This window comes from Stieleria tagensis, assembly GCF_024129865.1.
Taxonomy (GTDB): domain Bacteria; phylum Planctomycetota; class Planctomycetia; order Pirellulales; family Pirellulaceae; genus Stieleria; species Stieleria tagensis.
This window is the reverse complement of the sequence record NZ_JAMYFE010000052.1, coordinates 26,039-49,872: the sequence shown is the minus strand read 5'-3', so window position 1 is coordinate 49,872 and position 23,834 is coordinate 26,039. Positions and strand designations below refer to the sequence as shown.

Sequence of the window (23,834 nt, the reverse complement as noted above, 5' to 3'; positions counted from 1 at the left end):
GATTCATTGTCACGCTGTCATCGACTGGGGCGGACGTCGTCGAGGATTTTTTCCAGTTGCCGCATGCTGCGCGAAAGCAACACTCGGATCGCCACGTCGGTCTTGCCAAGTTGCTCGGCGATTTGTTTGGTCGGCATCCCGTCGGCATAACGCATCCGAATCGCTTGCTGTTGTTCATCGCAGAGCGTGCCAATCGCTTCTTGCATTCGTACCATCCGAACGTCGCGACTGTAGGCGGCACTGGGACTGGTCATACTGGCGGCCAACATCTGCTCCAACCCGGCTGGTGAATCACCACCGCCCGATGGTGCCGCACCGTGCAGGGACTGTTGCCGATTGGCATCACGTCGTTGGGCGTCAAAATGAAATCGATGCGCATCGACCACACGCCGACGTGCCAATTGATGCAACCAGTCCATCGGCGAGTATTGATCGAGCGGTGCCGTGTCCAATCCGGACAGAGCCGCCGCCGAAATCTCTTGGATCAAATCATCGACTTCGACCAACGCCAACAGGTGCTCGCCGGTGATCGAGCGGACAAAGCCGCCCAATTGTTGATGGTGTTGGCGGATATATTCGGCCAGCGCCGCGGCGTCCTTTTGCTTGATCCGTTGGATCAGCGCGGCAGCGGATGAATCGTCATTTGACATCTGTTTCACCTGGTTCAAAACCGTCTCCGACAGGCCCTACTACGCTGCCCTGCCCCCAAAGCAGTATAACGAGTGCAAATGGCCTGTCTCCGCCCCACTTGATCACGGTTGAATGTCTGACCGGACTCCACACATCGACCTGGCTGCAACAACGGATGCGATTGATACACCGCCTCCGGCGGGCTCGGTCACCGACCCAGATCAACTGGACCGATTGCTGGAACAGTGTCTGGAAAACTATCTGGAATCCGCGCCGCTGCATTCACCGGTTGAACTGGCACGGTTTCTGCCGCCGGCCGATCCGGAAACGACACGGTTCCTGTTGGTTGAATTGATCAAATTGGACATGGCCGCCGCCGTTGAATCGGAACCTGCGGCGACGCCACGGATCGAGGACTACCTGGCGTGTTTCCCCGACATGCTGACCAGTGGTCAGGTGCCACTGGATTTGGTGATGGAGGAGATTCAATTGCGCAAGGATGCCGGAGAAACGCTGAAGCCGGCGGACTATGACAAACGATTCCCCCAACACCGCGAGATCGTCTCGGAACTATTGGGTGGTCAACTGAGCGCCAAACCGGAAGCGACATCGTCGGTTCCCCATCGCGGTCGGCCGCCCGAATTTCACGTCGGCCAACAGGTCGATGATTTTGTGATCGTCCAAACACTGGGCAGCGGCGCGTTTGCCAACGTGTATTTGGCGCGACAGGTGTCGATGAGCCGATTGGTGGCATTGAAAGTCAGCAAGGGCACCGGTGATGAACCGCGGGCACTGGCACAATTTGATCATCCCAACATCGTGCGGGTGTTCGATCAGCGCGTGTTGGACGATCCGCCGGCACATTTGTTGTACATGCAATTCCATCCCGGTGGCACGTTGGCCGATGTGGTTGACCGTGTCCGTCACACGCAACCACCGCAACGATCGGGCGGTTTGATTTTGGATGCGGTGGATCGGTCACTCTTGAAAACCGCGCAAGCCGTCCCTGAACAATCCCCACTGCGCGATGACCTGCGACGGATGTCATGGCCGATGGCAGTCGCATGGCTAGGGATTCACTTGGCCCGAGCGCTGCAGAATGCTCACCAGCGTGGCGTGATGCATCGTGATGTCAAACCGGCCAACGTGCTGCTATCGCCTGAAGGGGTTCCCAAATTAGCGGACTTCAACGTCAGTTTCGCTGGCAGCGCGGGTCGCGCCGGGGCGGCCAGCAATTTCGGCGGCTCGATCGGCTACATGGCACCGGAACACTTGCGCGCGATTTCCGCCACCGCGTTGTCGCAGCCGCAGCAGGTCGGCGCGCGATCCGATCTGTACTCGCTGGCGATTTTGCTGTGGGAATTGTGGCAGGGCAGGCGGCCGTTCGTGACGACGGGCAATCCGGGTTCCTGGACCGCGGCGATCTCGCAGCAGCTGGACGCTCGGGAGAACATCAATCCACCGACGTATCACGGTGAAGACGCGTTGTCGCGGCTGTTGGAAAAAATCCTGCGGCAAACGTTGTCGATCGACCCGCAAGACCGAATCGGATCGGGTGCCGAACTGGAAGCCCGTCTGATTTTGACCCTGCACCCCGACGCAGCGAGATTGTTTGATCCCGAACCGGACAGCTGGCACGGTTGGCTGGCAAGGCGTTCCCCGTGGCTGGTGACCGCGATCATCACGCTGGTCCCCAATGTCATCGCCGCTGCGTTCGGGTTTGTCTACAACTATTACGACACGCTAGGGAAACTGTTCGAAGAAGTCGATGGATTGGAAGAGACGTTTCAACTGTTGGCGATCTGTATCAACTCGGCCGCATTTTCGGTCGCCATCGGTTTTCTGATCTATTACACCCACCAAGTCATTCGGGCCAAGGAAGCGGCCGACGCGGGTGAACCGGCCAATGAACAGGACTTGTTTTCAACACTCGAACTGGCCCACCGTGCCGCGGTGATCGGCGGCATCTTGTGGTGTTTGGCGGCGATATTGTGGCCGACGATCCTGGGGGTGCTGACGCCTGAATTCACACGCCGCGAGTTCGGACACTTTTTCGTGTCGCATGTGATCTGCGGTGGTGTCGCTGCGATCTATCCATTTTTCGGGCTCAGCGCGTACGCGATCTCAATTTGGTATCCAACGATGGTGCGTTCTGATTTGCGTGACCCGCAGTTTGATGACCGTGTGACCACGCTTGTCCGGCGGAGTGAACGTTACCTGATGTTGGCTTGTTTGCTGCCGCTACTCGGCGCGACGTTGTTGCTGGTCAGTGACACCGATGCCAAATACGTGATGTTGGTAGCGATCGCGGCATCCGGATTGGGCCTGTTTGCTGCGTTTTCAGCCTACCGTTTCATTGTCCGTCAATGCAGCATCATGCGCCCCGTGTTGTCCGGCAAAAACGACTTGGTTGTACCGGTTTAAGATCACGGGAATACTCAACGGTCGTATTTCCCGTAGCTGAGCCCGCCAGGGCTGGCGATCACCCACAAGTTTTATTTGATCACCCGCTAAATCCCTCGCGGACGCGTTTGGAAGCCAGCGTTTTCAAGTGGGGCATTGGTTTTTGGTAACCCGACGCGTGAGCGAGGGATCCAGTGAACACCCAAAATCCCTCGCTCACGCTTCGGGTTGCCATTTGTGGGTCATCAACAGCCCGCCAGGGTTCAGACGATTTCTGAACCCTGGCGAGACCAGCTACGATCGTTGGTCACACCGCTGCTTGCAACCAATCCATTTCTTTTGCCAATCGCTTTCGGGCGACGTGCAAACGTCGCTTAATGGTACCGATCGGTGCTTGGAATTCGTTGCTCATTTCGATCAGGGTTTGGCCGTTCAAGTAGAACGCGGTCAAAGTTTCTTGATCGAGCGCCCCCAAGCGATCGATGCTGTTGCGAACCGCTGCGGCCTGTTCACGACCTTGGGCGACATCATCCGGTGAATGGTTGACCACGCAAGTGGCTTCCAAGGTTTCCGGATCGCAGCTGACCGCCGATCGATTTCGGGTGACACGATTGATCGCCATGCGGTGCACGATCTGACGCAACCATCCGCCAAAGGCTTCGGGGACACGCAGTTGTCGGATCTTTTGCATCGCTTGGATGAACACGTCTTGTGCGAGTTCATCGGCTTCATCGGCATTGCGCACTCGGCTCATCGCACCGGCCACGATAGCCGGTCGGAAACGGGCGAACAGTTCGCCAAACGCTTCTCGGTCATCGGATTGGGCGCGAACGACGAGTTCGGCAACGGTCAATTCTTGCAAATCAAGTTGGATTTCAGAGGAGATGTTCATCGCTCGGTTCCTTCCGAAAGCTGACTGAAATCGGCGGTCGATTCCGCACGGGAAAAAGTCAGCGTTATCGGCGGTCGGTTTAACCGCCCCTTTCAAAGAGGGCGTGGTTGTCAAACCTGGGTGATCGTTGGTCTGGGGCTGCACAGAACGTGTCGATGAAAGATCGCCGGCAAGGTCTCGGCTTCGTTGCCGAGGACTGGTCCGGTGATTTCCACACGGTTCTGCGATTGTGTTATCGCGTCTGCCAAATCGTTTCCGATTGCGATTGTTCCGTCTGTCTGTCGGGGGCGACCGGCCGATGATCCAAGGGACCGATGCCAGTTGCTGCGGAGACAGTTAGGAATCACTCAATCGCCGGAAATCCTTGTCGAAGCGCTGCGAGTGATCGCAGACGCCTGGGGGACAGGGACATCGGTTTGGCGTTTCGTAGCGAGGAAGGGGCGAAAGGAATTCGCCGGTTCCGCTTCAGCAATCTCTGAAATTCAGAGTCGCCGCGCCACGTTTGGCCATCCCGAGTAGCCGGGCCGTCGCCGGTAAACGTTTCCGTTTACCGGTGGCCGTAATGCCACCCGCGGGCTGCCATCGATGGATGGCCGGCTGTTCCGGGCGTCCCGGATGACACTGGTAACTGACCAGCATCACCGAGGCCTCTCGGGACCGACCCATCGTGGGCGAAACACACGCCATACAGAGTGAAAGGTCTGTTGCGCGTGCAAACGAATCGACGCTCAGGATCTCACGGACGCCTTTTAGATTCAGGCTACGTGTGACAGCTGCGATGATTTGTTGAAAACGCATTTCAAACCTCCCGGCACCGATCTAGGTGCGGCGTGGAGCAAAGGAAAAAACAATACAGGTAGACCACTCTTGGAGCTCGTCAACCAAACGAGCCCCGGCCGAATCCATTAACATCAGATCCGGTTTGGGGGGTCTTTCCAACTGCGTTAACCGTAACGCAGAAGGACACTAAAAGCCAGCGAAATTTTGCCGACCCGTTTGTAGTTGATCGTACAGAGCAGCCCCCCAAGAATAAGGTTCGCGAAGAAAAAAGAAAGTTTTTCAGTTTGCTTCGATTTTGGAGGAGCCGCCAGCGTGTCGATTCCCCTGAAAACGCGGCAAAACAGGTCTCAAGCGGTCCGCTCGGTCGCCACAGCGTGCCAGGAATTGGGCCGGCAAACCCTCGAATTGTTGCTGCCGTCGACCTGTCGACTATGCGACCGCTGTGTCAGCCCGGGGGCAGATTTTTGTGACGCTTGCTCGCTACAGCTAGGGTCCAGCGAATCGCTGATGCAATTCGCCTGTCGCCGCTGCGGCCGTCCCGGGGCAGGCCGAGCGGTCGTCGGCGGGCCGCAAACAGTGGCGTCGCCAGCGCCGTCGCAACCAGCCGCCAGCACGAACTGTCTACACTGCAAACGGGAAAAACTGGCGTTCGACGACTGCGTGGCGCTGTGGACCTATCACGGCTTGGTCCGTAGCGCGGTGGTGGCGGCCAAGTATGGCAGCCAAACGGCATTGGCCGACGCGTTGGGCCGGCGACTGGGGCAGCGGATCCTGGACACTTTGGACCCGACCGGCCCGCCGGATCAGGTCACGTCGGTCCCCAGCCATCTGTGGCGGCGGATGCAACGCGGCGGTGGAGGCAGTCGAGCATTGGCAGCGGCGGTCGCCAGAAAACTTGCCAGCCGCTGGCCACTGGCCGCCAGTGGAGAGTTGTTGGCGACGACCCGACGGATCCAAAAACAGGCCTGGCTGGGTGATCAACAACGGCTGGACAATGTCCGCGGAGCATTCCGAATGAAGTCGACGAGGGGGTCACTTTTTCGCTGGCTGCCACCCCACCGCGCTGTCGATCTGAGCGGTCAGCACGTGTTGTTGATCGATGATGTGATGACCACCGGTGCGACATCCAGCGAAATCGCCCGGACATTGAAATCGGCCGGTGCAAACCGTGTGACCGTCGCTGTCGTTGCACGCGCTTACGCCGGTTGACCGAGTCCGACAATTTGAGCGAATGGTTGATCAAGAAGCCGAGCAAGCTGCCGAATCCAGCCACAGACGGGTTGGTTGTCGCCCGATCAGCCCTCATTCGGCCTTGTTATCCTGACGGTTATGCGTAACGTGGGGACTTTGAGTATTGCTGCGGCTGCGGCCGCAATTTGAAAAACCCAATTGCCGTGCCGCCCGTAGCCTAGGGTTACGTAGCTTTGGGTTACCCAAATCACTTATCCGCGAATTTGCCAGCCCCCTCTGTCCGCTCTGTGAAACAAGCCCGAAAAAAAAGTCAACATTCTCGCGCTGCGAACTTTCGAAGCTTTGTGTTTCGTGGGCTGGGGATCGTGTTGCCACCCCTGTTGACGATCCTGGTGTTGATCTGGGCGTGGAAAACGATCGAGAGCTATGTGTTGCGACCGACCGAATGGATCGTCCGCAGCGGACTGGTGTGGTATGCGGAATGGGACGAAGGAACGCTCAAGAAGATCCCGCCTGGAGTCACGACACAGCCCGACGGATCGTTTTTCTACGACGGATTCGAGTACGTCGCGGGTCCCACCGGCCGCCGTTACTTGCCCAAAGCGGTGGTCACCACCGTCGATCAACACGCCGACTATTTCACCGAAGACGCCCCGGCGTTGGTTTCCGCCAATGCGTATTGGCATCGCTACATTCAGTACGTCTGGATGCCGCGGCAGATCGTTGTGCCGGTGTTCCTGGTGGTGTTTCTGACGCTGTTGTACTTCATGGGACGGATGTTCACATTCGGGCTCGGGCGTTGGTTCTTCCGCGGGTTTGACGCTGCGATTTTGCGGATCCCGGTGATCAACAAAGTCTACGGCAGTGTGAAACAAGTGACCGATTTCGCGTTTAGCGAGCGTGAGCTGGAATTCAACAATGTCGTTGCCATCCAGTATCCCAGCAAAGGCATTTGGTCGTTGGGATTTGTGACCGGTAAAAGCATTCGCCAATTGGCCGAGGTCAACGGCGAACCGATGCTGAGCGTCTTGATGCCCACCAGCCCGATGCCGATGACCGGATTCACGGTCACCGTCCGCCGCAGCGACGCGATCGACATCGACATGACAATCGACGAAGCCATTCAGTTTGTGGTCAGTTGCGGGGTGGTGGTCCCGCCCCAGCAGCGCGACGACCGCGCGGTTGAAAAATCAGAACGGTCCCGCGGAAAACTTCGTGACGGCGCGGTGGTTTTGCCCTCACCGACCGCTTCGGGCAACTCCGGCGACCCGTCCACGGTCTAGGCGCGGCCCTGTCGTTCCCACATCGCTTGGCGTTCGGCAAACCGGCGTTTGCGTTCTTCGGAAAGCTCGTGTTTACAGTTCGGGCAATGCACCCCCGGTTCAAAATCCGGGTGCTGTTGATCGGCCTTTGAAACCGGCCAACCACAGGCAAAACACATCACGTGTTCACCGACTGCTAAACCATGGCCGACCGAAACGCGTTGATCAAACACGAAACAATCACCCTGCCATTTCGATTCTGAGGCCGGTACCTGCTCCAGATACTTCAGAATTCCACCGCGCAGGTGATAGACCTGGTCGAATCCTTTTTGTTTCAGCAGCGCGGTCGACTTTTCACATCGAATCCCGCCGGTGCAGAACATCGCAATCTTTTGCGGTTTGTCAGGGTCCAAATTCTTTTCAACGAACTCGGGAAACTCGCGAAATGATTCGGTGTGCGGATTTTCGGCGCCTTCGAAGCTGCCGATCGCGATCTCGTATTCATTGCGGGTATCGATCACCAGCACATCGGGATCGGAGATCAATTCGTTCCACTGATCGGGATCCACATAGGTCCCGGCGGATTGATTGGGATCAATCCCATCGACCCCCATCGTCACAATCTCACGCTTGAGCCGAACACGACAGCGCCGAAAGGGTTGCTTGTCGCAGTAGGATTCCTTGACGTCCAGTTCGGCAAACTCGGGCATCGCGCGCAGGTACTCCAAAACCGCATCGACGCCGCTGCGGGTCCCCGCGATGGTTCCATTGATACCCTCGGATGCCAGCAGCAACGACCCCCGCACACTGCCCGATTCCATGATCGACTGCAGCGGCGTGCGCAAATCTTTGTAACCGGGCAGGACGACGAATCGGTACAGCGCGGCAACGACGATGGATTGATCGATCGAACAAGCCATTGGAAACCTATGGCCGCGACTTACAGCAGCATTCGCAAGGAAGCCATTGCGGTGGCGTAATCCGGTTCCTCGGTGACTTCGGGAACAATTTCCATGTAAGCGATTTCGCCCTCGGCGTTGAGCACGAACACGGCGCGGGTCAACAATTTCAGTTCTTCAATGGTGACGCCGTAATCGTCGCCGAAGGCGTGCGTTTGATAATCGCTGGCCGTCCGCATCTTGATGTCTTCGGCACCACAGAAGCGAGCTTGAGCGAAGGGCAGGTCGCGGCTGACGGTGACCGAGTTGATTTTGTCGCCGAGTGCGGCCAGTTCTTCATTGAACTTTTTCGTTTGCACGGCGCAGGTCGGCGTGTCCAAACTCGGCACGACGCTGATGATGCTCGGTTTGCCTTTCAAATCCGCCAGTGTCAGCGTTTGGATTCCGGCATCGGCGTAGTGCAATTTGAATTCGGGAGCCTGGCCCCCGACCTTCAATGCCTGGCCGGCCAAAGTCATCGGATTGCCTTTGAATGTAATGACGCCTGTTTGAGCCATCGTAAAATCCTGGTGAGTAAAGATTTGAGAAACTGGTGACGCAACCTGTGATTCCATCTTGGTAAGCTGTTGGATTATGTTGCCTGACGCCGCCAGCGGGCAATGGGGCGTCCCCGCCGAGTCGTCGCTTCCTTGAATCACACACTTTGCGCGTTTCGTTGATGAATTTTTGCCAGCACCCCCGCCGCCTGCCACCACAACCGCACCTGGTGGCCATCAAATGGCTGTTCTCTGGAATATTGATTGCGATTCTAGGTGGATTCCCGGCCCCGGTCGCCAACCCGGTTTCCGCTGCCGATGGATCCAAATTCGCCCACAGTGACGGCGATGCACGGTATCTGCATCAGATTCATTTGTACGACGCCGACAACCGCCGCATCGAACCGGATTCAACAAAACCCTATTCCAGCGTCAAAACCTGTGGTCGCTGCCACGACTATGACACCATTTCGCACGGTTGGCATTTCAACGCTTTCTTGCCGGACACCGACGACGGACGCGAAGGCGAACCGTGGATCTGGACCGATCCCCGCACCGGCACCCAATTGCCACTGTCCTATCGCCAGTGGAGCCAGACGTTTGATCCGCGGGTGATCGGGATTGACCAGTGGGACATGGTCAAACAGTTCGGCGGTCGGATTCCCGGCGGCGGGCTTGGCCACGCTCCCGATATCACCGATGCCGATGCCACAACCGCCGACGATGATTCGCCGCAGCCCGATTCGGAGCCGGCGGTGTCGCGTTGGCCACTTTCGGGATCGCTGGAAATTGATTGCCTGGTCTGTCACGGCGTCGCAGGGTCCTATGACTTCAATGCCCGCCGCGAACAAATCGCAGACGAAAACTTTGCCTGGGCGGCCACTGCGGGGCTGCGGATCGGCACGATCGACGGCCAGGTCTCGCGGATCAAAGACGGCGCGGACCCCGATGATGAATCGACTCAAGAGAAACTGCCCCAGGTCCGTTACGACAGCCAGCGTTTCGCAGCCGACGGGACAGTCCACATCGATCTGATTCGCCAACCGCAAAACAACGCTTGTTACCAATGCCACAGCAACCGCACGGTCGCCGACGGTGGCATCCAGGCACGCTGGACGCACGACGAAGACGTTCACTTGCGCGCCGGCATGCAGTGCACCGATTGTCACCGCAACGGAATCGATCACCACATTGTCCGCGGCTTTCCCGGCGAAGATCACCCGGCCGACCAATCGATGATCACGCTGTCCTGTGCCGGTTGCCACCTCGGTGATGCCGCCAGCGAACAGCTCGCCGGCCGGCTCGGATCACCGCTGCCACAGCACGCCGGATTGCCGCCATTGCACTTTGAAAAACTGTCCTGCACCGCTTGCCATGGCGGGCCCCTGCCGCGTGACCAAGCGATGGGAATCATGACCTCGCTGGCGCACTCGCTGGGCGAAAAAGGGCATCGGTCCGGCAGCGAATTGCCAGCCATCGCCGGTCCGGTTTACGCCAAACAGGCCGACGGTCGCATTTATCCGCACCGCGCGGTTTGGCCAGCCTATTGGGCGTCACTGGTCGACGGGAAACTGAATCCGATCGATCCCGAAACGGTCTACGATGTCACCCGCCGCTCCCTTCGCGTGCGGCAAGATTTTGCGACCGATCTGCTGGCGCCAAAACTAGGTAGCACGGAACTGAAAGAAGTGCTGGGTGAAGACCGCTACCGCAGCAAGCCGGAAGAGTGGACCGCGGAAGAAACCGCCAAGATCGCAGCGCTGACGCAACAAGCTGGCGAAGCCCTGTTCGCTGAAAAGGTTTCTGCGGCGCTGGCCGCGATCGAACAGGAACAGAAAATTGATCAAGCCGTCTACGTTTCCGCCGGATGGGTTTATGCACGCGGCGACGCCGACGACACGCTGCAAAAAATCGAAGTCGACGACCACGATGCAATCGACATGATTCGTTGGCCGATGGCCCACAACGTTCGTCCCGCCGGTTGGTCACTAGGAATCAAGGGTTGCACCGAATGCCATAGCGAATCGGCCAAACTGTTCGCCAGCACGGTGACCGCATCCGGCCCAGGCCCCGACCGCGGCGAACCCGTGATGATGGCTACCTTGCAAGGCATCGACGCCGACCAACGACTGGCCTGGAATCAATTGTTCAGCGGGCGTGCATCGTTTAAATACGTCATCGTCGCGTCTGTCGCGATCCTGTTATTGACGTTGTTGTTGGCCGGGGGAATGGTGATCGGTCGGATCGCCCGCTAGTCCCGGGCATCGATCAGTTTGAATGGGCACGATTGCGCGTGGGATGGTTCTTCCCCAGCCCGACGCGTCGGTTCTGAAGCCAGCGTGTTCGCGTGGAGCATTGGTTTTTGGTAACCCGACGCGTCAGCGAGGGATCCCGTTAACTGGCTAAATCCCTCGCTGACGCGTCGGGTTACCATAAAAGCGCAACTTCAAAACTAACGCATCGGGTTGTGATAAAATCGCAACTTCAAAACTCACGCGTCGGGTTACTCAATCAACAGCCCGCGCGGCACGAGATTGAAAGAGTTCGGCGCGTCACCCTAAGTCGCTGGCTGAAGTTTAACGCAACAACAATTCAAGATAGCTTTCGCGCACCGGGCGGGTCAGCGAAAGTCGTGCGGCCAGGGCGGCGATTCTCTCTCCGGCCTGATCAACGTTACCGTCGGCCGCATCGGCTTCGGGAACCAGTAATTCGATCTCGCTAAACAAACCGACTTGGTCGACCAAGTCGATGGTCAACGTGAATGCGGCAAGTTCACGATTGCCGGCCGGCCAATGAAACGACTGGCGTTCTTTCCGCACCGTGGCCACCTCGCGAAACCCGAGCGCCACCAGCAATTCGTGCATCTGACAGCCATTGGCATCGCCCGGCGCCAAACACCACTCGATCTCTTTTCGCGCCTTCAACGTCGAATCACCCACCGCCAACTTGGGACCTTTGTAGGTGACCGAAGCGATGGAATCGATCTCGCGAATTCGCAGTGCCTCGCTGGTCTGCACAAAATCGCGCGAGGGATGCTGGAAATAGGTGTCTCGATGTCGCTCGGTCGTGCCGGCGATGGCACCGATCGCAGCGAGTTGCCCTCGTAGACGCGGCTGATCATCCAGCTCGTATTTCTGTTCGACTTCCAGCATCGCGGTTGCCTATTGTTCCAATCGTTCACGAATCCGAAACGCGACCGTATGATCGGTCTCGACACGCAACTGATCCCGCAGCGCCCTGATGGCATGCGGGTCGTCACGTTGCCCCAGTTGAACGACCGCATGCAATCGCACGCGGCGACTGGTGCTTTGCAATTGCGCGATCCAGTACTCGGTGGACTGCACCGACGACGATTCCTGTTGCCGTGTCTGTTCGGCGAGCGTCGCCGCGGCTTGGAATTGCGGCCGGACCAATTCAGGCTCGGGCTGGTCCTGATGTGATGGGGCCTGGCCGGGTTGGGGTTGTTCGGTTTGGGGTTGTTCGGTTTGGCTGAGCACAACCTGTTGTGGTTCGACTGCGCTGAGTGTGGTGACGCTGCGGCGGAACAGCGTCGGCGCCGATGAGGTGGGTGGCCAATCGGTCCAGTGGGTACCGGCGCCGGCCAATGAATCAATCGGCAGCGGCCCCGTTGTTGCCTGAGCCACCGGCAGTGCCGGGGCGGCGGCATTGGCGACGATCTGCATCAACGTTTGATAGGACTGTTGATCGGCGGCCGAGAGCGTGCCCGAATCAGCCCCCGGAGCCGACTCCAATAGTTCCTGGGCACAGGCCTGAGCCAATTGTTGTAGACGAGGCCAGCGATGGTCGTTTTTCTGATCCAATTGGTTGCAGACTCGGGCCAGCGATTGCGACAACCGCTGGCGGCACTTGGTCCGTTGCGAAGTCGGCAGTGTCAGCCACTGTTTCTTCATTTCCGACAACGTCTCGGCCGCCAGCTTGGAAACTTGCGGGTTGTCATCCGCGACGGCAGCCACAATGCCATCAATCCCCGCCGCACCTGATGCTTGCAATTGACGAAGTCCGGCTAGTTTTTCGCCCGCCGAACGGGATTGAAAGCGGTCCAGTAGTTGACTGACTCGCAGTTGTTTCCAGTGCACCTGTCCAAACGTCACGGCGCAGAACAGTAACACGGCAAGCCCGAGGAACTTGACCGCCGAAAACAGATTCTTGCGTGATTTGGCGCGGGAGTCGGCGAACGTCGAAAACGGATTCGGCATTCGTTCGAGTTCAGAATCGTCCATGAAATCTGGGCTGGGTAGAAAGGCAGGCATAGAAGTTCGATCCGCCCCGATCTTCCCTGACCAGCCACCGCAATCGCAAGCCCAATGCGGACCACCTCGGGCGACAGCGGAAATGCAACGACGTTGGATCGACGGAGCGATCCACGACAATTAGCCTGGGGACAGAGCACTAGGGTGTGGGCACGGCGAGTGTTTTCAGTTTGGCCTGATAGGCACTGCGATCGGATTGCCATTGCTCGCGCATTCGCTGTGGCACATCGATTCCGGCCAGCGTGTCGATGACCACGGTGCCCAGCACGCTGATGTCCAGCGGGCTTCTGGGATCACCCACCCAAACCAGCCGACCACTGGCATCCATCGCTGCGGCCTGACCGGCATCGATGCCGATCCGCTGTTGTGTTCGGCCGGCATCATCACGCAGCAGCGCCCAGCCGATCGAGGCCACCGAGGACTGATCCAAGATCCGCTGGGCGGCTTGGTCGACCAGGGCCACCGGTTGCACGCGCGAGCGAACTTCTTCTGGCGAGTGTGCCAACCAAGCGGCGAGCGATTGAACCGCGTGGATATTCTGTGGTTCCGCGTCGGCTGTGGTTTGCCGATGGCAGGCCACCATCAATGTCACGCCACGGTCGGTTCGTTTTTGCCCCGGCACGCGGCTACCCAGGCGTGGATTGGGACGTGGCGGCGGCAGCGGGACCAACGCGCGCAAGTACTTCGGTTGCGGCGGAAAATCGAAGTGCTGCATCTGCGGCAACTCAAATGGTTCCTGCGGAGGATCGAAGGTTGCCCCGACCAACGACAGTTCCAACGAGTGGACTTTGGCACCTTCCAACTGAACCGCCTGGCCAGCCATCGACACCGGCAAGTCCACATTTCGGATCACCGATTGATCGGGATCGATCCAAAAACGATAGCGGTCTCGATCGACGACGGCATGCACCACCACACATTTCACTCCGTCAGACTCGTCGATTCCCTGGTACTCGATCGCATCAGCGGCGGCATCGGTGAACAATTTCGCCATCGGATCGGGATCAAACAGCCACTCCAACTGCGGCGGCGGCCCGCCGAGCCCCGCGACCATGCGTTCGGACAAAATCGGATCTTGCAACAGCAACGACAACGTCGGCCGCCCAGTGGAGACCGGCCCGACGACGACCTGTGCATCGTGATAGCGCGTTCGTTGGTCGGCCAGCCAGCCGAGGGTTTGCTGGTCGTCGGACCACAACCGTGCGTCATAGGCGGCGATCCAAATCGTCGTGCCCTCCAGAGCGACCTGCATCGGAGCGGTCTGGCGAAGCAGTTGCCCGTCCTGTTCGATTCGCAAGCGGACTTCGCCCTGGTCTCGATAGTGGCTGGCGTTTTGATAGCGACGCAGCACCTGACGCAAAAAGTCGGCCGCGCTGACCGCTGGCAATCCCTTCTGTGACTGCGCACCGTCAGGCGATGTGCTGGCCGTTTCCGATGTTTTCGAGTCTGCGCAGCCGACGAATCCCAATACCGCCAGCAACATCACCAGCCTGGCTGGACGATTCCAGCGACCACCACGGCATTTCGTCCAACCGAGCATTGCGGGTTTCCCAGGCATTCAGTTTCCTTCAAATGGTGCCCTGCATCGGGCCGACCACAGGTCATCCAACCGGCGACAGGCTGATTCGCAAACACTGTAGCCCCGTCGGCCGACCGCGGAAACGCCAACCCCGATTTGCACCAGCGGTGCAAAAACGTCGCTAAAATACCTTGCGGTTGCGTTTTCGTGCCGAAAGCGTGATAACCGCGCCAGCGAAATCTGCACTTCGTTTTCGCCTCAACCACCGGAACCTGACTGCTGGAATGCCTGATGTCCGAGCCCCGATCGCCCGAGCCACCCTCAACCGCCGACGAATCGCCGGTGGTCCACGACATCACACCCCCGCCCGGCGACGACCGTGTTCAATTTCAATCCAAACAGTCCGGATTGGCATCGGTCCAGGTCTGGGAGTATGACGCGGGAACACGGCAAACCTGTCGCGACGTGGTGGCCGACACCCTGCACGCGCTAGCCACACCGGATGATTTCCCGCCGATCGAAGCGGCAATCGTGGCCGGCGACCGAATCGCTTTGGCGGTCGATCCGAATGTTCCCCAAATCGATGCGGTCATCGAGGGCGCGATCCGGATGTTGCAGAGCACCCCGGCGGACCAGATCGAAATTGTGGTCTGGGATGAAGCGACCGAATCAACCCTGGCCCTGATTAGAGCTTCGGCGGGCGACCACCCGGTTCACGTTCATCAATCGGACACTCGCGAAGCCCTGTGCTATTTGGCCGCTGACGTCGATGCCGAACCGATCTATCTGCATCGGGCACTGGTCGAAGCCGATTTCGTCCTACCGATCGTTGCCGTGCGCCCGCGCAACTTGGGCGATCGACGCGATTTGACAGGCATCTTTCCAGCCCTCTGCGATTCGGCCACGCGAAATCGGTTCGCCGATAAAATCGCGACCGGCATTGCGTCGGATCCGGCGATGAAATCCGGCAACACGATTGCCGAAGAGGTGCCGTGGCTGTTGGGTGTGCAGTTGATCCTAAGTGTGACCGCAAATTCCAACGGCACCGCGGGCGAGATTCATGCCGGAACGTTGGAAGCAATTGCCAAACGAATCACCCCAACGTTGCGGCGTCCCGATCCGATTCCACCGCCGGCTGAATTGGTCGTCGCCGCACTGGATGGTGACCAACAGCAACAGACGTGGGAGAACGTGGTCCGCGCGGCCGCTGCGGCGTTGGATTATGCCGAGCCCGAAGCAACGATCGTGATCTGGTCATCCCTGACCGATCCGCCCGCGGGCGCCTTGCTGGCGATTGATTCGGACATCGACCACGAGCCCCCGTCGGAGAGCGAATCTGACGGCAGCGAATCTGACGGCCAGGCCGCCACCACCGGGGACGGGCTGCCGGGCTGGAATCGTTACCGAACCATGGCGATGCAATTGCAACAGGTCACGGCGCTGCACCGGGTGATGCTACACAGTCGTCTGCCACGAGAAACGGTTGAACCGATGGGCATCGGCGTGGTGGATTCGGCTCACGAATTGGCCAACCTAAGCCGCCAGTTCGACAGCTGTGGCGTGCTACGAGCGGCATCCTTCGCCGGCGGCCACTGACACTCCCTACGACTCGCACGCGCGCACCCCTTAGCGAACTTCACCGACCAGGCACATTCATGGCGATCCCCATTGAACAAGCGTATTTGCATTGCCCGCGATGCGCCACCGCGCACCAGGCACCTGGAAAGGTCCCGTTTCGCTGTAGCGAATGTGGGTTCGCCGTGTTCTTTGGTCCGGTCGCTGCGGTCGGCGCATTGATCGTCAATCCGGCCAATGAATTGTTGCTGGTTCGCCGTGCCCGCGACCCCGGCAAAGGCCAATGGGGATTGCCCGGTGGTTTTGTCGATCAAGGTGAAACCGTCGAACAGGCGCTCGAGCGAGAAGTGTTGGAGGAAACACAACTGCGTCTGACCAACATCGATTTGATGATGACGTTTCCCAATCAGTACGACTATCACGGCGTCGTGTCCCAAGTGATCGACCTGTTCTATCTCTGCCAGCCCGAACAGCCGCTGGAGATCAAATTGGAACTGTCCGAGTTGGACGATTATGCCTGGACCCATCCGGGCGATGAATACCTGGACAACATGGCGTTTGCATCCAATCGTCGCGCCATCGAATATTGGATGGCCGGCCAACCCACTCTCTAGTGGTGCGTCAATAACCAACGTTTAAGGTGTCCCCGTTTCCAATTGTCTCGCTGACGCGTTTTGAAGTTACGCATTTGCGCGGGGCATTGGTTTTTGGTAACCCGAAGCGTCAGCGAGGGATCCCGTTAACACCCCAAATCCCTCGCTGACGCTTCGGGTTGAACTTGTCCCTAACTGCAATGACAACACTTCAAAAATCCGTACGACGTCCACGTGTGCTGAACGTTTAGATGGCGGCTGAAGGGGAATCGATGGTGCCCAATTTAATCTTGATACCGACGGAAACCGAACGCCAACAGATTGAACCGGCGTTGCGTTTTGATCCTCGACACTGGGCGATCGAAACGATCGGGTTCGGTGTGATTGCCAGCGCCATCGCGACGACCGCGGCGATCACTCGACACCGCCCTGATCGGGTGATCCTGGCCGGGATCGCCGGTTTGCTGCCCGGTGACCATTGCCAATCGCTGGCGATCGGTGATGCGATCTGGTTTACAGCGGTTGCCATCGATGGCATCGGTGTCGGCCAAGGCGACTCCTATGTCGACGCCGTGGATCTGGGTTGGCCCTGGTATCCGACCGAGGATCCCGAGGGACATCTGCACTGTTGGCATCCCGGTTCGAACGACGCCGCAACGCTATTGACCGTCTGCACCGGATCGGCCGATGCCGACGACGCCCAGCGACGGTCGGCACGCCACCCCAAGGCGGTGGGCGAGGACATGGAATCATTTGCAGTGGCGCTCGCCTGTCGATCAGCAAACGTCCCACTGGGGATCGTGCGTGGGTTTTCGAACTTCGTCGGCCGCCGCGAACAGGCCGATTGGAGAATCGACCAAGCGCTGCGTAGCGTGGCCACGGTGTTACAACAGGAACTCGATCGATCAACAACATGAACCACACGATACGACTGGGCATTTCAACTTGTCCCAACGACACGTTCACCTTTCATGCGATTTTGAATCGATTGGTCGATTGGCGTGGGATCAATTTCCAAATCGAATTGTTAGACATCCAACAGCTCAACGAACGTCTGTTCGCCGACCAATTCGACGTGTCCAAATGCAGTTTCCACGCGGCACTGTTGCGATCCGATTCGACCATCGTGCTGCCGTCCGGTTCGGCGCTGGGGTTTGGTGTCGGCCCGTTGTTATTGTCGGCCGATCCCGGGGCGCTGCCGCCGCGATCGATCGATCAAGTCACGTTGTGCCCGGGCGAGCATACGACGGCAAGTTTGTTGTTTCGATTGTTCTATCCCCAAACCAGTGCGATGCGCCAAGTCGTGTTTTCGGAAATCATGCCAGGCCTGCGTCAGCGAACAGCCGACTACGGCGTCTGCATTCATGAAGGCCGATTCACTTGGCAAGACCAAGGATTGGGATTGGTGGAAGACTTGGGGACACGCTGGGAGAGAGAGACCCATTGCCCGCTGCCGCTGGGCGGGTTGGTGGGAATGAAATCGGTTCCCCGAGAGGTGCTGCGAACGGTGCAAACGGTCGTCCGCGAATCGCTGGAGTATTCGCTGGCGGATCCCGATCGGGCATTGCCGACGATGCGACAATACGCACAAGAGTTCAACGACGACGTGTTGATGCAGCATGTCGAACTGTACGTCAACGAGTGGACGATCGATCTGGGTGCGGTCGGTGCCGACGCGCTGCATCATTTGAATGAAAAAGCCAAAGGGGCGGATGTCATACCCAGAGACGCCGCTGGCGTGGAGATTCTACCGCTGTAGAGCGTCCAACGGGGTCGCGATGGCTGCCGATCGCATCCACCGCCGGCGCCTTCGGTTGAAAAGACCTGTGGCAATCCGATAGGCTAACCAGCCGTCACCGCGACGCATGTTTTGCATTCACCCCCTGATCGATTGACCGCCTGATCACAGACCACTGAATTTCGATGTCCATTAAACGTGTGCTGTTTGTCTGTATGGGAAACATCTGCCGCTCGCCCGCCGGCGAAGCGGTGATGAAACGGTTTGCCGAAGAATTCGACATCGATGTCGAGATCGACTCTGCCGGGACACATGACTATCACATCGGCAAGGGTGCAGATCCGCGCATGAAGGCCGCTGCCGAAGCGCGCGGTTACGAATTGAAAAGCTTGGCTCGACAAGTGACCCTGGAAGATTTGGACGACGACAATTTCGACTTGGTGCTGGCGATGGACAACGCCAACTATGAATCGTTGATTGCCCTGGCCGACCGGCCCACCACCCACATCCGTGTCTTCAGCGATTACCTGGATGACACCTGGCCCAACGACGTGCCCGATCCCTACTACGGCGACGAAGAAGGATTTGACGACGTGCTGGACATGTTGGAAGAGGGCTGTCCCGTGATCCTACAAACGCTGGCTGGCGAAGAAATTTTCGACATGGGATTCGAGGAATAGCATTAGTACCCGATTCCCACCCGGAACATCCACGTGTCATCCAGCGAGATTCCGTCTTGGGGGTTGTAGCGATAGACCAACTCTCGATCGGTGACATAGCCGAATTCGAGAAACGCCGTCCGCTGCCCGGCTCTCATCCGCGCCGTTGGCCCCCATTCGAATCCCGTCGTCAGGCGAATATCATTCACGTCGACTTGATCCCCGCGGCCGTCGGCACGGTCGATGGTCCACGAACCGCCGCCATAGTCGCCGGCGATGTACCACCAGACGTCATTGGTGCCGAGGGTAGAAACGTAATGGCCCAGCTTGGGTTCAGGAAAGAAAATGTCGGCGCGACAGGTCGGGCTGGGACGCCACAGAATCCCGCCCGCCGGCAACATCTTTGTTTTGACCCGGTCGTAATAAATGATTCCCAATTTGAACGTGCTGGCCGGCGTCAACCGAAACGTCCCCAATCCTCGGCCCTTGACCAAAATACTGTCGCTGTCGAAGACGCCGAATTCACTGTAGCCGCCCACACTGACGCCGATCTCAGCTCCCAAAATCTGATTGGGATCGGAGTGCCAGTCGAACCCCAGGAAGGCGTCGTAGGTTTCACCCGGTAGGTCGGCGCCGGTGCTGGAGTTCGGTCCGTCCCACAAGTGCAATGAGAACGACGGGGCGATAAACAGCGGCTGATTGGAAAACAGAAAATTGGGACAGGCAAACGCCAGCGCCACATCGGTCGTGTTGACCTGCAACGAATCCGCATCGTCGCTACCCGCTTGGAATTCCTGACGAAAGCGTCCACGTTGGATCAATCGATAGGGATTGAAATCTGGATTGAACGACGATGTCGGTCCCATCAATCCACTCGGAAACAAGGTCGACGGTGCCCCGCTGGGATAGATCGACGGTTGCATGTCATAGCCGGTCGGTGCACCAAAGGTCGGTCCACCAAACGTCGATGGCGGGGCCATCGTCATCGGTGTTCCCATCGGGCTGGTCCCGTAGACAACCGGCGGGCCCATTAGGTTCGAACTGCCGAACAAGGGCGGCGGCTGGCTTGCCGGTCCACCATAGTACGGAGTTCCATAGGCGGATGTCATCGCCGGCGATCCGAATGTCGGCGGCGGCGCCATCGTGGGGGGACTCATCGGCGGCACATATCCGGCGGACGGTCCACCGGCGTAGGGGTCAAACGACGATCCGGCCGACGGCGTGTAGGGAGCCGGCGTGTAGGGAGTCGGTGTGCCCAGCGGCGACGTCGAAAACCCACTGCTTGGTGCCCCCGCACTGGGTACCGGAGGCCCCATCGGTGATGAGGGTCCTAGCGGCGCATTGATCGGCGCCAGTTGGGTTTGAGGCACGTCCAGCGAACTGCTCGCGGTTTGCCCCAGCACGTCACCCCAATTCATGACGATCAGCGCCAGCATCCATGACGACAGCCGAAACGATAGGAACGTGGAATCTGTCATGACGAAAGTTGGTCGCTGGGGCGCGAGGGGATCACTTGCTGCGGTTGTGGACTGTCAAAAATCGGTTTGTGTGGATTGGCAATACCTGGCGCCGACCGCCACGGTCAAGAGCGAGACGGCACCGATCGTAGGAAACTTGAATGAAATCACCAAGAATTCAGAAAAAATCCATCCTTTTTGCACCTCCCGAATCAGCCCTTGGTCGGTCACGATACGTGCCGCACGGAGTCCAACGGCAGCACACATCACGTGATTGAATGTATGGAAGACCTAGATTTAGCGCAGATTGCACAGTACCTCCATATCACGCCGACGCAGGTCGAAAAAATGGTCAGTCGCGGCCGACTGCCCGGCCGCAAGGTCAGCGGACAATGGAAATTCAACGAGGCCGAAATTCACCACTGGCTGGAAGAACAGCTCGGCGCCAGCGAAGACAGCGATGAATTGGCCCGTGTACAGCGCGTGGTCGATCGCATGACCGATGAAACCCATGACCGTTCGATTCACGAATTGTGCCCGGTCGATTCGATCGAGGTCCCACTGCAGGCCAAAACTCGCAGTTCCGTGATCCGCAGCATGTGCAATCTGGCGGCTAATTCCGGTCTGATGTGGGATGCACCGGCGATGGCCGAAGCGGTCAAAAGCCGCGAACAAATGCACCCGACGGCGCTCGATTGCGGCGTCGCGATGCTGCACCCGCGGCGCCCCCAAACTTCAATTTTGGCCGACACCGTCGTCGCCTTGGCGGTCAGTCAAACACGAATTCCGTTCTCGGATTCGGGCCACATGACGGACGTGTTTTTCTTGATTTGCTCTTACGACGATTCGGCACACCTTCGTACCCTGGCCAAGATCAGTCGCCTGATCGCCATCGATTCCTTCTTGGATCGATTGCGAGCTTCCCAAACGGCGGCCGACGCGTGGCATTGTCTGCAAGAAGCCGAGGTCTTGCTGTCAGCCTAGCGTGTTCGGAAACGCTTGCCCCCAACGGTCTGGCAACCCATGTCTGGCACCCCACACACGGCCTTCCCCCATCACTGCGACGGACCGCTTGATCACGGCACCCTGCTGTGGATTGGTGATCGTCGCTCGACCGCGTTTCGACCGGTGTACGAATTTTGTGACAGCCGGGTCGCACAGATCGCCTATCGGCCCGATTTGAGTTCAGCGGTCGCGCGTCCCGCTCAAGCGGTCCGTACCATCCTCTACTGTCGTGAGAACGATTCGGCGGTCGACGAGGCGTTGTTTCAATCGCTGCGTCAGTTGCATCCGGATGCCGATGTGAACTTGTTGACCGGTCCGCTGTGCGCCGGATCACGCCCCGCGCCCGGTCTGCTGTTAGCTGCGCCCGCGATCGATTGGCACCAATGGGAATCGCAACTGCCGCAATCACTGCGGCACTGCGGGTCGGGCAAACTCTCACCGCGACGTGTGAACAGCGTGGCCGTCGTCGCTGCAAACTATGCCAATGCAACCGCATTGTTGGAGATCGCCGGTTCGGGTCAGGCCACCGCGATTTGGTGCCGACCGGATCAATTGGGAACGCTCGTCAATGTTGACGAACTGTGGTGGGACGATTCAGCAACCGACCGTCAACACTGGCCAAACTTGTTCCGTCGGCTGGGTCATCACGTCGCCGATCACGTGTGGATCACCAATGATCTCTCACCCGCATCGCGACAATCCGCGTTGGATGCCGGCGTGAATTCGGTGATTAAGAAACCCGGCGACTTCACAATCTTACTCGATCGCGTCGCCGGCACGTCGATTCAATCATCACGTCGCGCCGCTTAGCCAGCCGCTGATAGCGTCAGGTTTAGCGTTGACAGATTTGGTTGATCTGATCGATGTGATCAACAAACGTTTGGATCAAATCTGGGTCCCAAGCATCGCCCGCGCCCGCTTGCAGAATGGCAACGGCCGACTCGACAGACATTGCCGACTGTTCCGCGTGATCACTGGTCAGCGTGTCAAACGCATCGCAGATAGCCAGGATCCTGGCTTCGACCGGAATCTGATCCCCGACCAACTGCTCCGGCCCCCCGGTACCATTCCAACGCTCATGGTGATACAGCACGCCAGGCAGAATCCCCTGCAGTGCATCGAGACCACGAATGATTTGTCGGCCCGCATCGGTTTGCGTGTTGATGCTGGCGCCCGGCGGGACACAAAATCGATCGGGCGGATGCGAATCCGTGTTGGGAATCGCGATCCGCAAAACGTCGTGCAGCAATCCGGTCAAATAAATCCGTTCGCAAGCGGACGGAGAAAAACCGACCTGGGACGCTAAACAGCGAGCCATTTGGGCCACCCGCTCGGCGTGACCACAGGTCAGCGGATCACGCGATTCGGCAGCATCGACGATGGCGCGAACGACATCGGTGAACAAGGCTTCTTTCTGCCCTAGTAGTCGCACATTGCTCAGTTGTGCTGCGAGTTGATGGGCGACGGTTTCCATCAATGACGCTTGAACCGACGTGAACCCGAGATGCCCCCAAGGCGTGTTGTCCTCGGGTTGGCGGATTCGATTGCAGGCCACCAACCAACCATGCACTCGCCCGCTGCTGGAACATTCCACCATCAACAATTCGGTGACACCGTCCAGACCACGCCCATGACCGTCCAAAAGATCATTTCGAACGACCGGTTGAAGACGCAGTAGTTTTGCATAGCGGGCAACAAAGTCCCGCAGGTCCCGGTCGGCAACCAGCCGTGGCCCCGTCCAAATCGTGGCCTGCGATTCGCCCTCGGGATGGTCCACCAAGATTGCTGCCAGCGACTCGGTACCGACACCGCTGGCCAATGGCTGCAGTGACGCCAAAATAAAGGCATCGGTTTCTTGGCTCGTTTGCGGCAGTTCCAATCCCGATGCCAGCATCCGGATCAACGACAACTCTTCAAAGTCGTGCACGACCTGGCTGGTCAACGAATCGACCTCCGCCAGCAGCTGTTGGTTTTCCTGGCAGGTCACGTGCAGATCCAATAAAGACAGCGCATGCCTGGCGATCCGTTCGGCCTGGTCGGCCGGTGCCGACCACAGCGCGATCTCACCGCTTGGCAATGCGAGCGCCTGGCGAACCAGATCAGCGTCCGTATGGCTGCGGAGCGTTTCACTGTGGACCCGATGGGTTTCCACTTCCGCGATTCGCAGCAGCGGATCGGGCTCGCTGCCAACCGGTTTGACTTCAACCGATAAACCGATCTCGTCCGCGATCAGACGGGCTATCGACTGGGCTGGTCCCCGCTGTGTCACGTTGGCGCCCGATCGATGCCCTTGTTCCCGTTTGCCTTGAGTCCCGCGACTCCGTTTCGGCTTTGATATTGACCCCATTTTACCACTGGCGCTCCCCGGTGATTCGAGTTGACTCGCCGACAGACCTCATGCGTTGTCGGTATCAAATACTAGGT

At 58.6% G+C, this 23,834-nt stretch carries 21 protein-coding genes; 11 read left to right on the top strand and 10 right to left on the bottom strand.

The annotated features are described in order from the left end of the window. Window positions 1-17: 17 nt before the first annotated feature. Window positions 18-650 carry an RNA polymerase sigma factor gene (locus NHH03_RS13205; RefSeq protein ID WP_253156965.1) on the bottom strand — a complete coding sequence of 211 codons (633 nt, stop codon included), beginning with the start codon at window positions 648-650 and terminating at the stop codon, window positions 18-20. Window positions 651-762: 112 nt separating this feature from the next. On the opposite strand from NHH03_RS13205, the gene NHH03_RS13200 reads away from it, so the two are divergent. Further along, a complete protein-coding gene (locus tag NHH03_RS13200) occupies window positions 763-3,054 on the top strand; it encodes a serine/threonine-protein kinase (protein WP_253156815.1) in 2,292 nt (763 codons plus the stop codon). Window positions 3,055-3,340: 286 nt separating this feature from the next. Here NHH03_RS13200 and NHH03_RS13195 read toward each other — a convergent pair whose 3' ends face one another. Beyond that, window positions 3,341-3,925, bottom strand: coding sequence for an RNA polymerase sigma factor (locus tag NHH03_RS13195; RefSeq protein ID WP_253156814.1), 585 nt, complete (start codon window positions 3,923-3,925; stop codon window positions 3,341-3,343). A gap of 465 nt (window positions 3,926-4,390) precedes the next feature. Further along, window positions 4,391-4,723: a hypothetical protein gene (locus NHH03_RS13190; RefSeq protein ID WP_253156813.1), complete on the bottom strand. Its 333-nt coding sequence runs from the start codon at window positions 4,721-4,723 to the stop codon at window positions 4,391-4,393. Between the two features lie 294 nt (window positions 4,724-5,017). Between NHH03_RS13190 and NHH03_RS28180 the strand changes: the two genes are divergently transcribed. Both NHH03_RS28180 and NHH03_RS13180 read left to right on the top strand, forming a co-directional pair. Continuing rightward, a complete protein-coding gene (locus NHH03_RS28180) occupies window positions 5,018-5,914 on the top strand; it encodes a ComF family protein (RefSeq protein WP_253156812.1) in 897 nt (298 codons plus the stop codon). Window positions 5,915-6,240: 326 nt separating this feature from the next. Next, window positions 6,241-7,179: a DUF502 domain-containing protein gene (locus NHH03_RS13180; protein WP_253156811.1), complete on the top strand. Its 939-nt coding sequence runs from the start codon at window positions 6,241-6,243 to the stop codon at window positions 7,177-7,179. Here the strand turns inward: NHH03_RS13180 and trhO are convergent. After that, window positions 7,176-8,078, bottom strand: a complete 903-nt coding sequence (trhO, locus tag NHH03_RS13175) for an oxygen-dependent tRNA uridine(34) hydroxylase TrhO (RefSeq protein WP_253156810.1) — start codon at window positions 8,076-8,078, stop codon at window positions 7,176-7,178. The two genes, NHH03_RS13180 and trhO, sit on opposite strands and share 4 nt — an antisense overlap. Window positions 8,079-8,098: 20 nt before the next feature. Next, entirely contained in the window at window positions 8,099-8,614 is a 516-nt protein-coding gene (gene tpx, locus NHH03_RS13170; protein ID WP_253156809.1) for a thiol peroxidase, read from the bottom strand. Window positions 8,615-8,775: 161 nt separating this feature from the next. On the opposite strand from tpx, the gene NHH03_RS13165 reads away from it, so the two are divergent. After that, window positions 8,776-10,848, top strand: coding sequence for a hypothetical protein (locus NHH03_RS13165; protein WP_253156808.1), 2,073 nt, complete (start codon window positions 8,776-8,778; stop codon window positions 10,846-10,848). A 321-nt stretch (window positions 10,849-11,169) separates the two neighbouring features. Here the strand turns inward: NHH03_RS13165 and cyaB are convergent, their stop codons facing one another. The 3 genes from cyaB to NHH03_RS13150 form a co-directional block, all read right to left on the bottom strand. After that, window positions 11,170-11,745 (bottom strand): class IV adenylate cyclase, encoded by a 576-nt coding sequence (cyaB, locus tag NHH03_RS13160; protein WP_253156806.1) that lies wholly within the window; start codon window positions 11,743-11,745, stop codon window positions 11,170-11,172. Between the two features lie 9 nt (window positions 11,746-11,754). Continuing rightward, window positions 11,755-12,864 carry a hypothetical protein gene (locus tag NHH03_RS13155; protein WP_253156805.1) on the bottom strand — a complete coding sequence of 370 codons (1,110 nt, stop codon included), beginning with the start codon at window positions 12,862-12,864 and terminating at the stop codon, window positions 11,755-11,757. A 139-nt stretch (window positions 12,865-13,003) separates the two neighbouring features. Next, window positions 13,004-14,422 carry a hypothetical protein gene (locus NHH03_RS13150; RefSeq protein WP_253156803.1) on the bottom strand — a complete coding sequence of 473 codons (1,419 nt, stop codon included), beginning with the start codon at window positions 14,420-14,422 and terminating at the stop codon, window positions 13,004-13,006. 252 nt (window positions 14,423-14,674) lie between these two features. On the opposite strand from NHH03_RS13150, the gene NHH03_RS13145 reads away from it, so the two are divergent. The 5 genes from NHH03_RS13145 (at window position 14,675) to NHH03_RS13125 (ending at window position 18,969) form a co-directional block, all read left to right on the top strand. Next, window positions 14,675-15,979 carry a nickel-dependent lactate racemase gene (locus NHH03_RS13145; RefSeq protein WP_253156801.1) on the top strand — a complete coding sequence of 435 codons (1,305 nt, stop codon included), beginning with the start codon at window positions 14,675-14,677 and terminating at the stop codon, window positions 15,977-15,979. A 59-nt stretch (window positions 15,980-16,038) separates the two neighbouring features. Beyond that, the gene (locus NHH03_RS13140; RefSeq protein ID WP_253156799.1) at window positions 16,039-16,572 is read left to right on the top strand and encodes an NUDIX hydrolase; all 534 of its coding nucleotides are present in this window, start codon (window positions 16,039-16,041) and stop codon (window positions 16,570-16,572) included. A gap of 230 nt (window positions 16,573-16,802) precedes the next feature. Continuing rightward, on the top strand, window positions 16,803-17,468 hold the full coding sequence (locus tag NHH03_RS13135; RefSeq protein ID WP_253156797.1) for a phosphorylase family protein: 666 nt from the start codon (window positions 16,803-16,805) through the stop codon (window positions 17,466-17,468). Continuing rightward, window positions 17,465-18,310, top strand: a complete 846-nt coding sequence (locus NHH03_RS13130) for a 1,4-dihydroxy-6-naphthoate synthase (RefSeq protein WP_253156796.1) — start codon at window positions 17,465-17,467, stop codon at window positions 18,308-18,310. Before NHH03_RS13135 ends, NHH03_RS13130 begins: the two co-directional genes overlap by 4 nt. A 164-nt stretch (window positions 18,311-18,474) precedes the next feature. Next, window positions 18,475-18,969 carry a low molecular weight protein-tyrosine-phosphatase gene (locus NHH03_RS13125; RefSeq protein WP_253156793.1) on the top strand — a complete coding sequence of 165 codons (495 nt, stop codon included), beginning with the start codon at window positions 18,475-18,477 and terminating at the stop codon, window positions 18,967-18,969. 2 nt (window positions 18,970-18,971) lie between these two features. On the opposite strand, the gene NHH03_RS13120 is transcribed toward NHH03_RS13125, so the two are convergent. Further along, window positions 18,972-20,426, bottom strand: coding sequence for a hypothetical protein (locus tag NHH03_RS13120; RefSeq protein WP_253156791.1), 1,455 nt, complete (start codon window positions 20,424-20,426; stop codon window positions 18,972-18,974). A 261-nt stretch (window positions 20,427-20,687) separates the two neighbouring features. On the opposite strand from NHH03_RS13120, the gene NHH03_RS13115 reads away from it, so the two are divergent. Further along, window positions 20,688-21,389, top strand: a complete 702-nt coding sequence (locus NHH03_RS13115; RefSeq protein ID WP_253156789.1) for a PTS sugar transporter subunit IIA — start codon at window positions 20,688-20,690, stop codon at window positions 21,387-21,389. Between the two features lie 39 nt (window positions 21,390-21,428). After that, on the top strand, window positions 21,429-22,220 hold the full coding sequence (locus tag NHH03_RS13110; protein WP_253156786.1) for a hypothetical protein: 792 nt from the start codon (window positions 21,429-21,431) through the stop codon (window positions 22,218-22,220). Between the two features lie 22 nt (window positions 22,221-22,242). On the opposite strand, the gene NHH03_RS13105 is transcribed toward NHH03_RS13110, so the two are convergent. Then, window positions 22,243-23,757 (bottom strand): HD-GYP domain-containing protein, encoded by a 1,515-nt coding sequence (locus tag NHH03_RS13105; RefSeq protein WP_253156784.1) that lies wholly within the window; start codon window positions 23,755-23,757, stop codon window positions 22,243-22,245. Window positions 23,758-23,834 lie beyond the last annotated feature (77 nt).

Bases quoted from the DNA above. Each gene is read 5' to 3' on its own strand.
- NHH03_RS13105 (WP_253156784.1), bottom strand. From the start codon at position 23,757: ATGGGGTCAATATCAAAGCCGAAACGGAGTCGCGGGACTCAAGGCAAA.
- NHH03_RS13165 (WP_253156808.1), top strand. From the start codon at position 8,776: ATGAATTTTTGCCAGCACCCCCGCCGCCTGCCACCACAACCGCACCTG.
- NHH03_RS13195 (WP_253156814.1), bottom strand. From the start codon at position 3,925: ATGAACATCTCCTCTGAAATCCAACTTGATTTGCAAGAATTGACCGTT.
- cyaB (WP_253156806.1), bottom strand. From the start codon at position 11,745: ATGCTGGAAGTCGAACAGAAATACGAGCTGGATGATCAGCCGCGTCTA.
- NHH03_RS13135 (WP_253156797.1), top strand. From the start codon at position 16,803: ATGGCGGCTGAAGGGGAATCGATGGTGCCCAATTTAATCTTGATACCG.
- trhO (WP_253156810.1), bottom strand. From the start codon at position 8,078: ATGGCTTGTTCGATCGATCAATCCATCGTCGTTGCCGCGCTGTACCGA.
- NHH03_RS13150 (WP_253156803.1), bottom strand. From the start codon at position 14,422: ATGCCTGGGAAACCCGCAATGCTCGGTTGGACGAAATGCCGTGGTGGT.
- NHH03_RS13200 (WP_253156815.1), top strand. From the start codon at position 763: ATGTCTGACCGGACTCCACACATCGACCTGGCTGCAACAACGGATGCG.
- NHH03_RS13145 (WP_253156801.1), top strand. From the start codon at position 14,675: ATGTCCGAGCCCCGATCGCCCGAGCCACCCTCAACCGCCGACGAATCG.
- tpx (WP_253156809.1), bottom strand. From the start codon at position 8,614: ATGGCTCAAACAGGCGTCATTACATTCAAAGGCAATCCGATGACTTTG.
- NHH03_RS13120 (WP_253156791.1), bottom strand. From the start codon at position 20,426: ATGACAGATTCCACGTTCCTATCGTTTCGGCTGTCGTCATGGATGCTG.
- NHH03_RS13155 (WP_253156805.1), bottom strand. From the start codon at position 12,864: ATGCCTGCCTTTCTACCCAGCCCAGATTTCATGGACGATTCTGAACTC.
- NHH03_RS13190 (WP_253156813.1), bottom strand. From the start codon at position 4,723: ATGCGTTTTCAACAAATCATCGCAGCTGTCACACGTAGCCTGAATCTA.
- NHH03_RS13115 (WP_253156789.1), top strand. From the start codon at position 20,688: ATGGAAGACCTAGATTTAGCGCAGATTGCACAGTACCTCCATATCACG.
- NHH03_RS13130 (WP_253156796.1), top strand. From the start codon at position 17,465: ATGAACCACACGATACGACTGGGCATTTCAACTTGTCCCAACGACACG.
- NHH03_RS13205 (WP_253156965.1), bottom strand. From the start codon at position 650: ATGTCAAATGACGATTCATCCGCTGCCGCGCTGATCCAACGGATCAAG.
- NHH03_RS13125 (WP_253156793.1), top strand. From the start codon at position 18,475: ATGTCCATTAAACGTGTGCTGTTTGTCTGTATGGGAAACATCTGCCGC.
- NHH03_RS13110 (WP_253156786.1), top strand. From the start codon at position 21,429: ATGTCTGGCACCCCACACACGGCCTTCCCCCATCACTGCGACGGACCG.
- NHH03_RS13140 (WP_253156799.1), top strand. From the start codon at position 16,039: ATGGCGATCCCCATTGAACAAGCGTATTTGCATTGCCCGCGATGCGCC.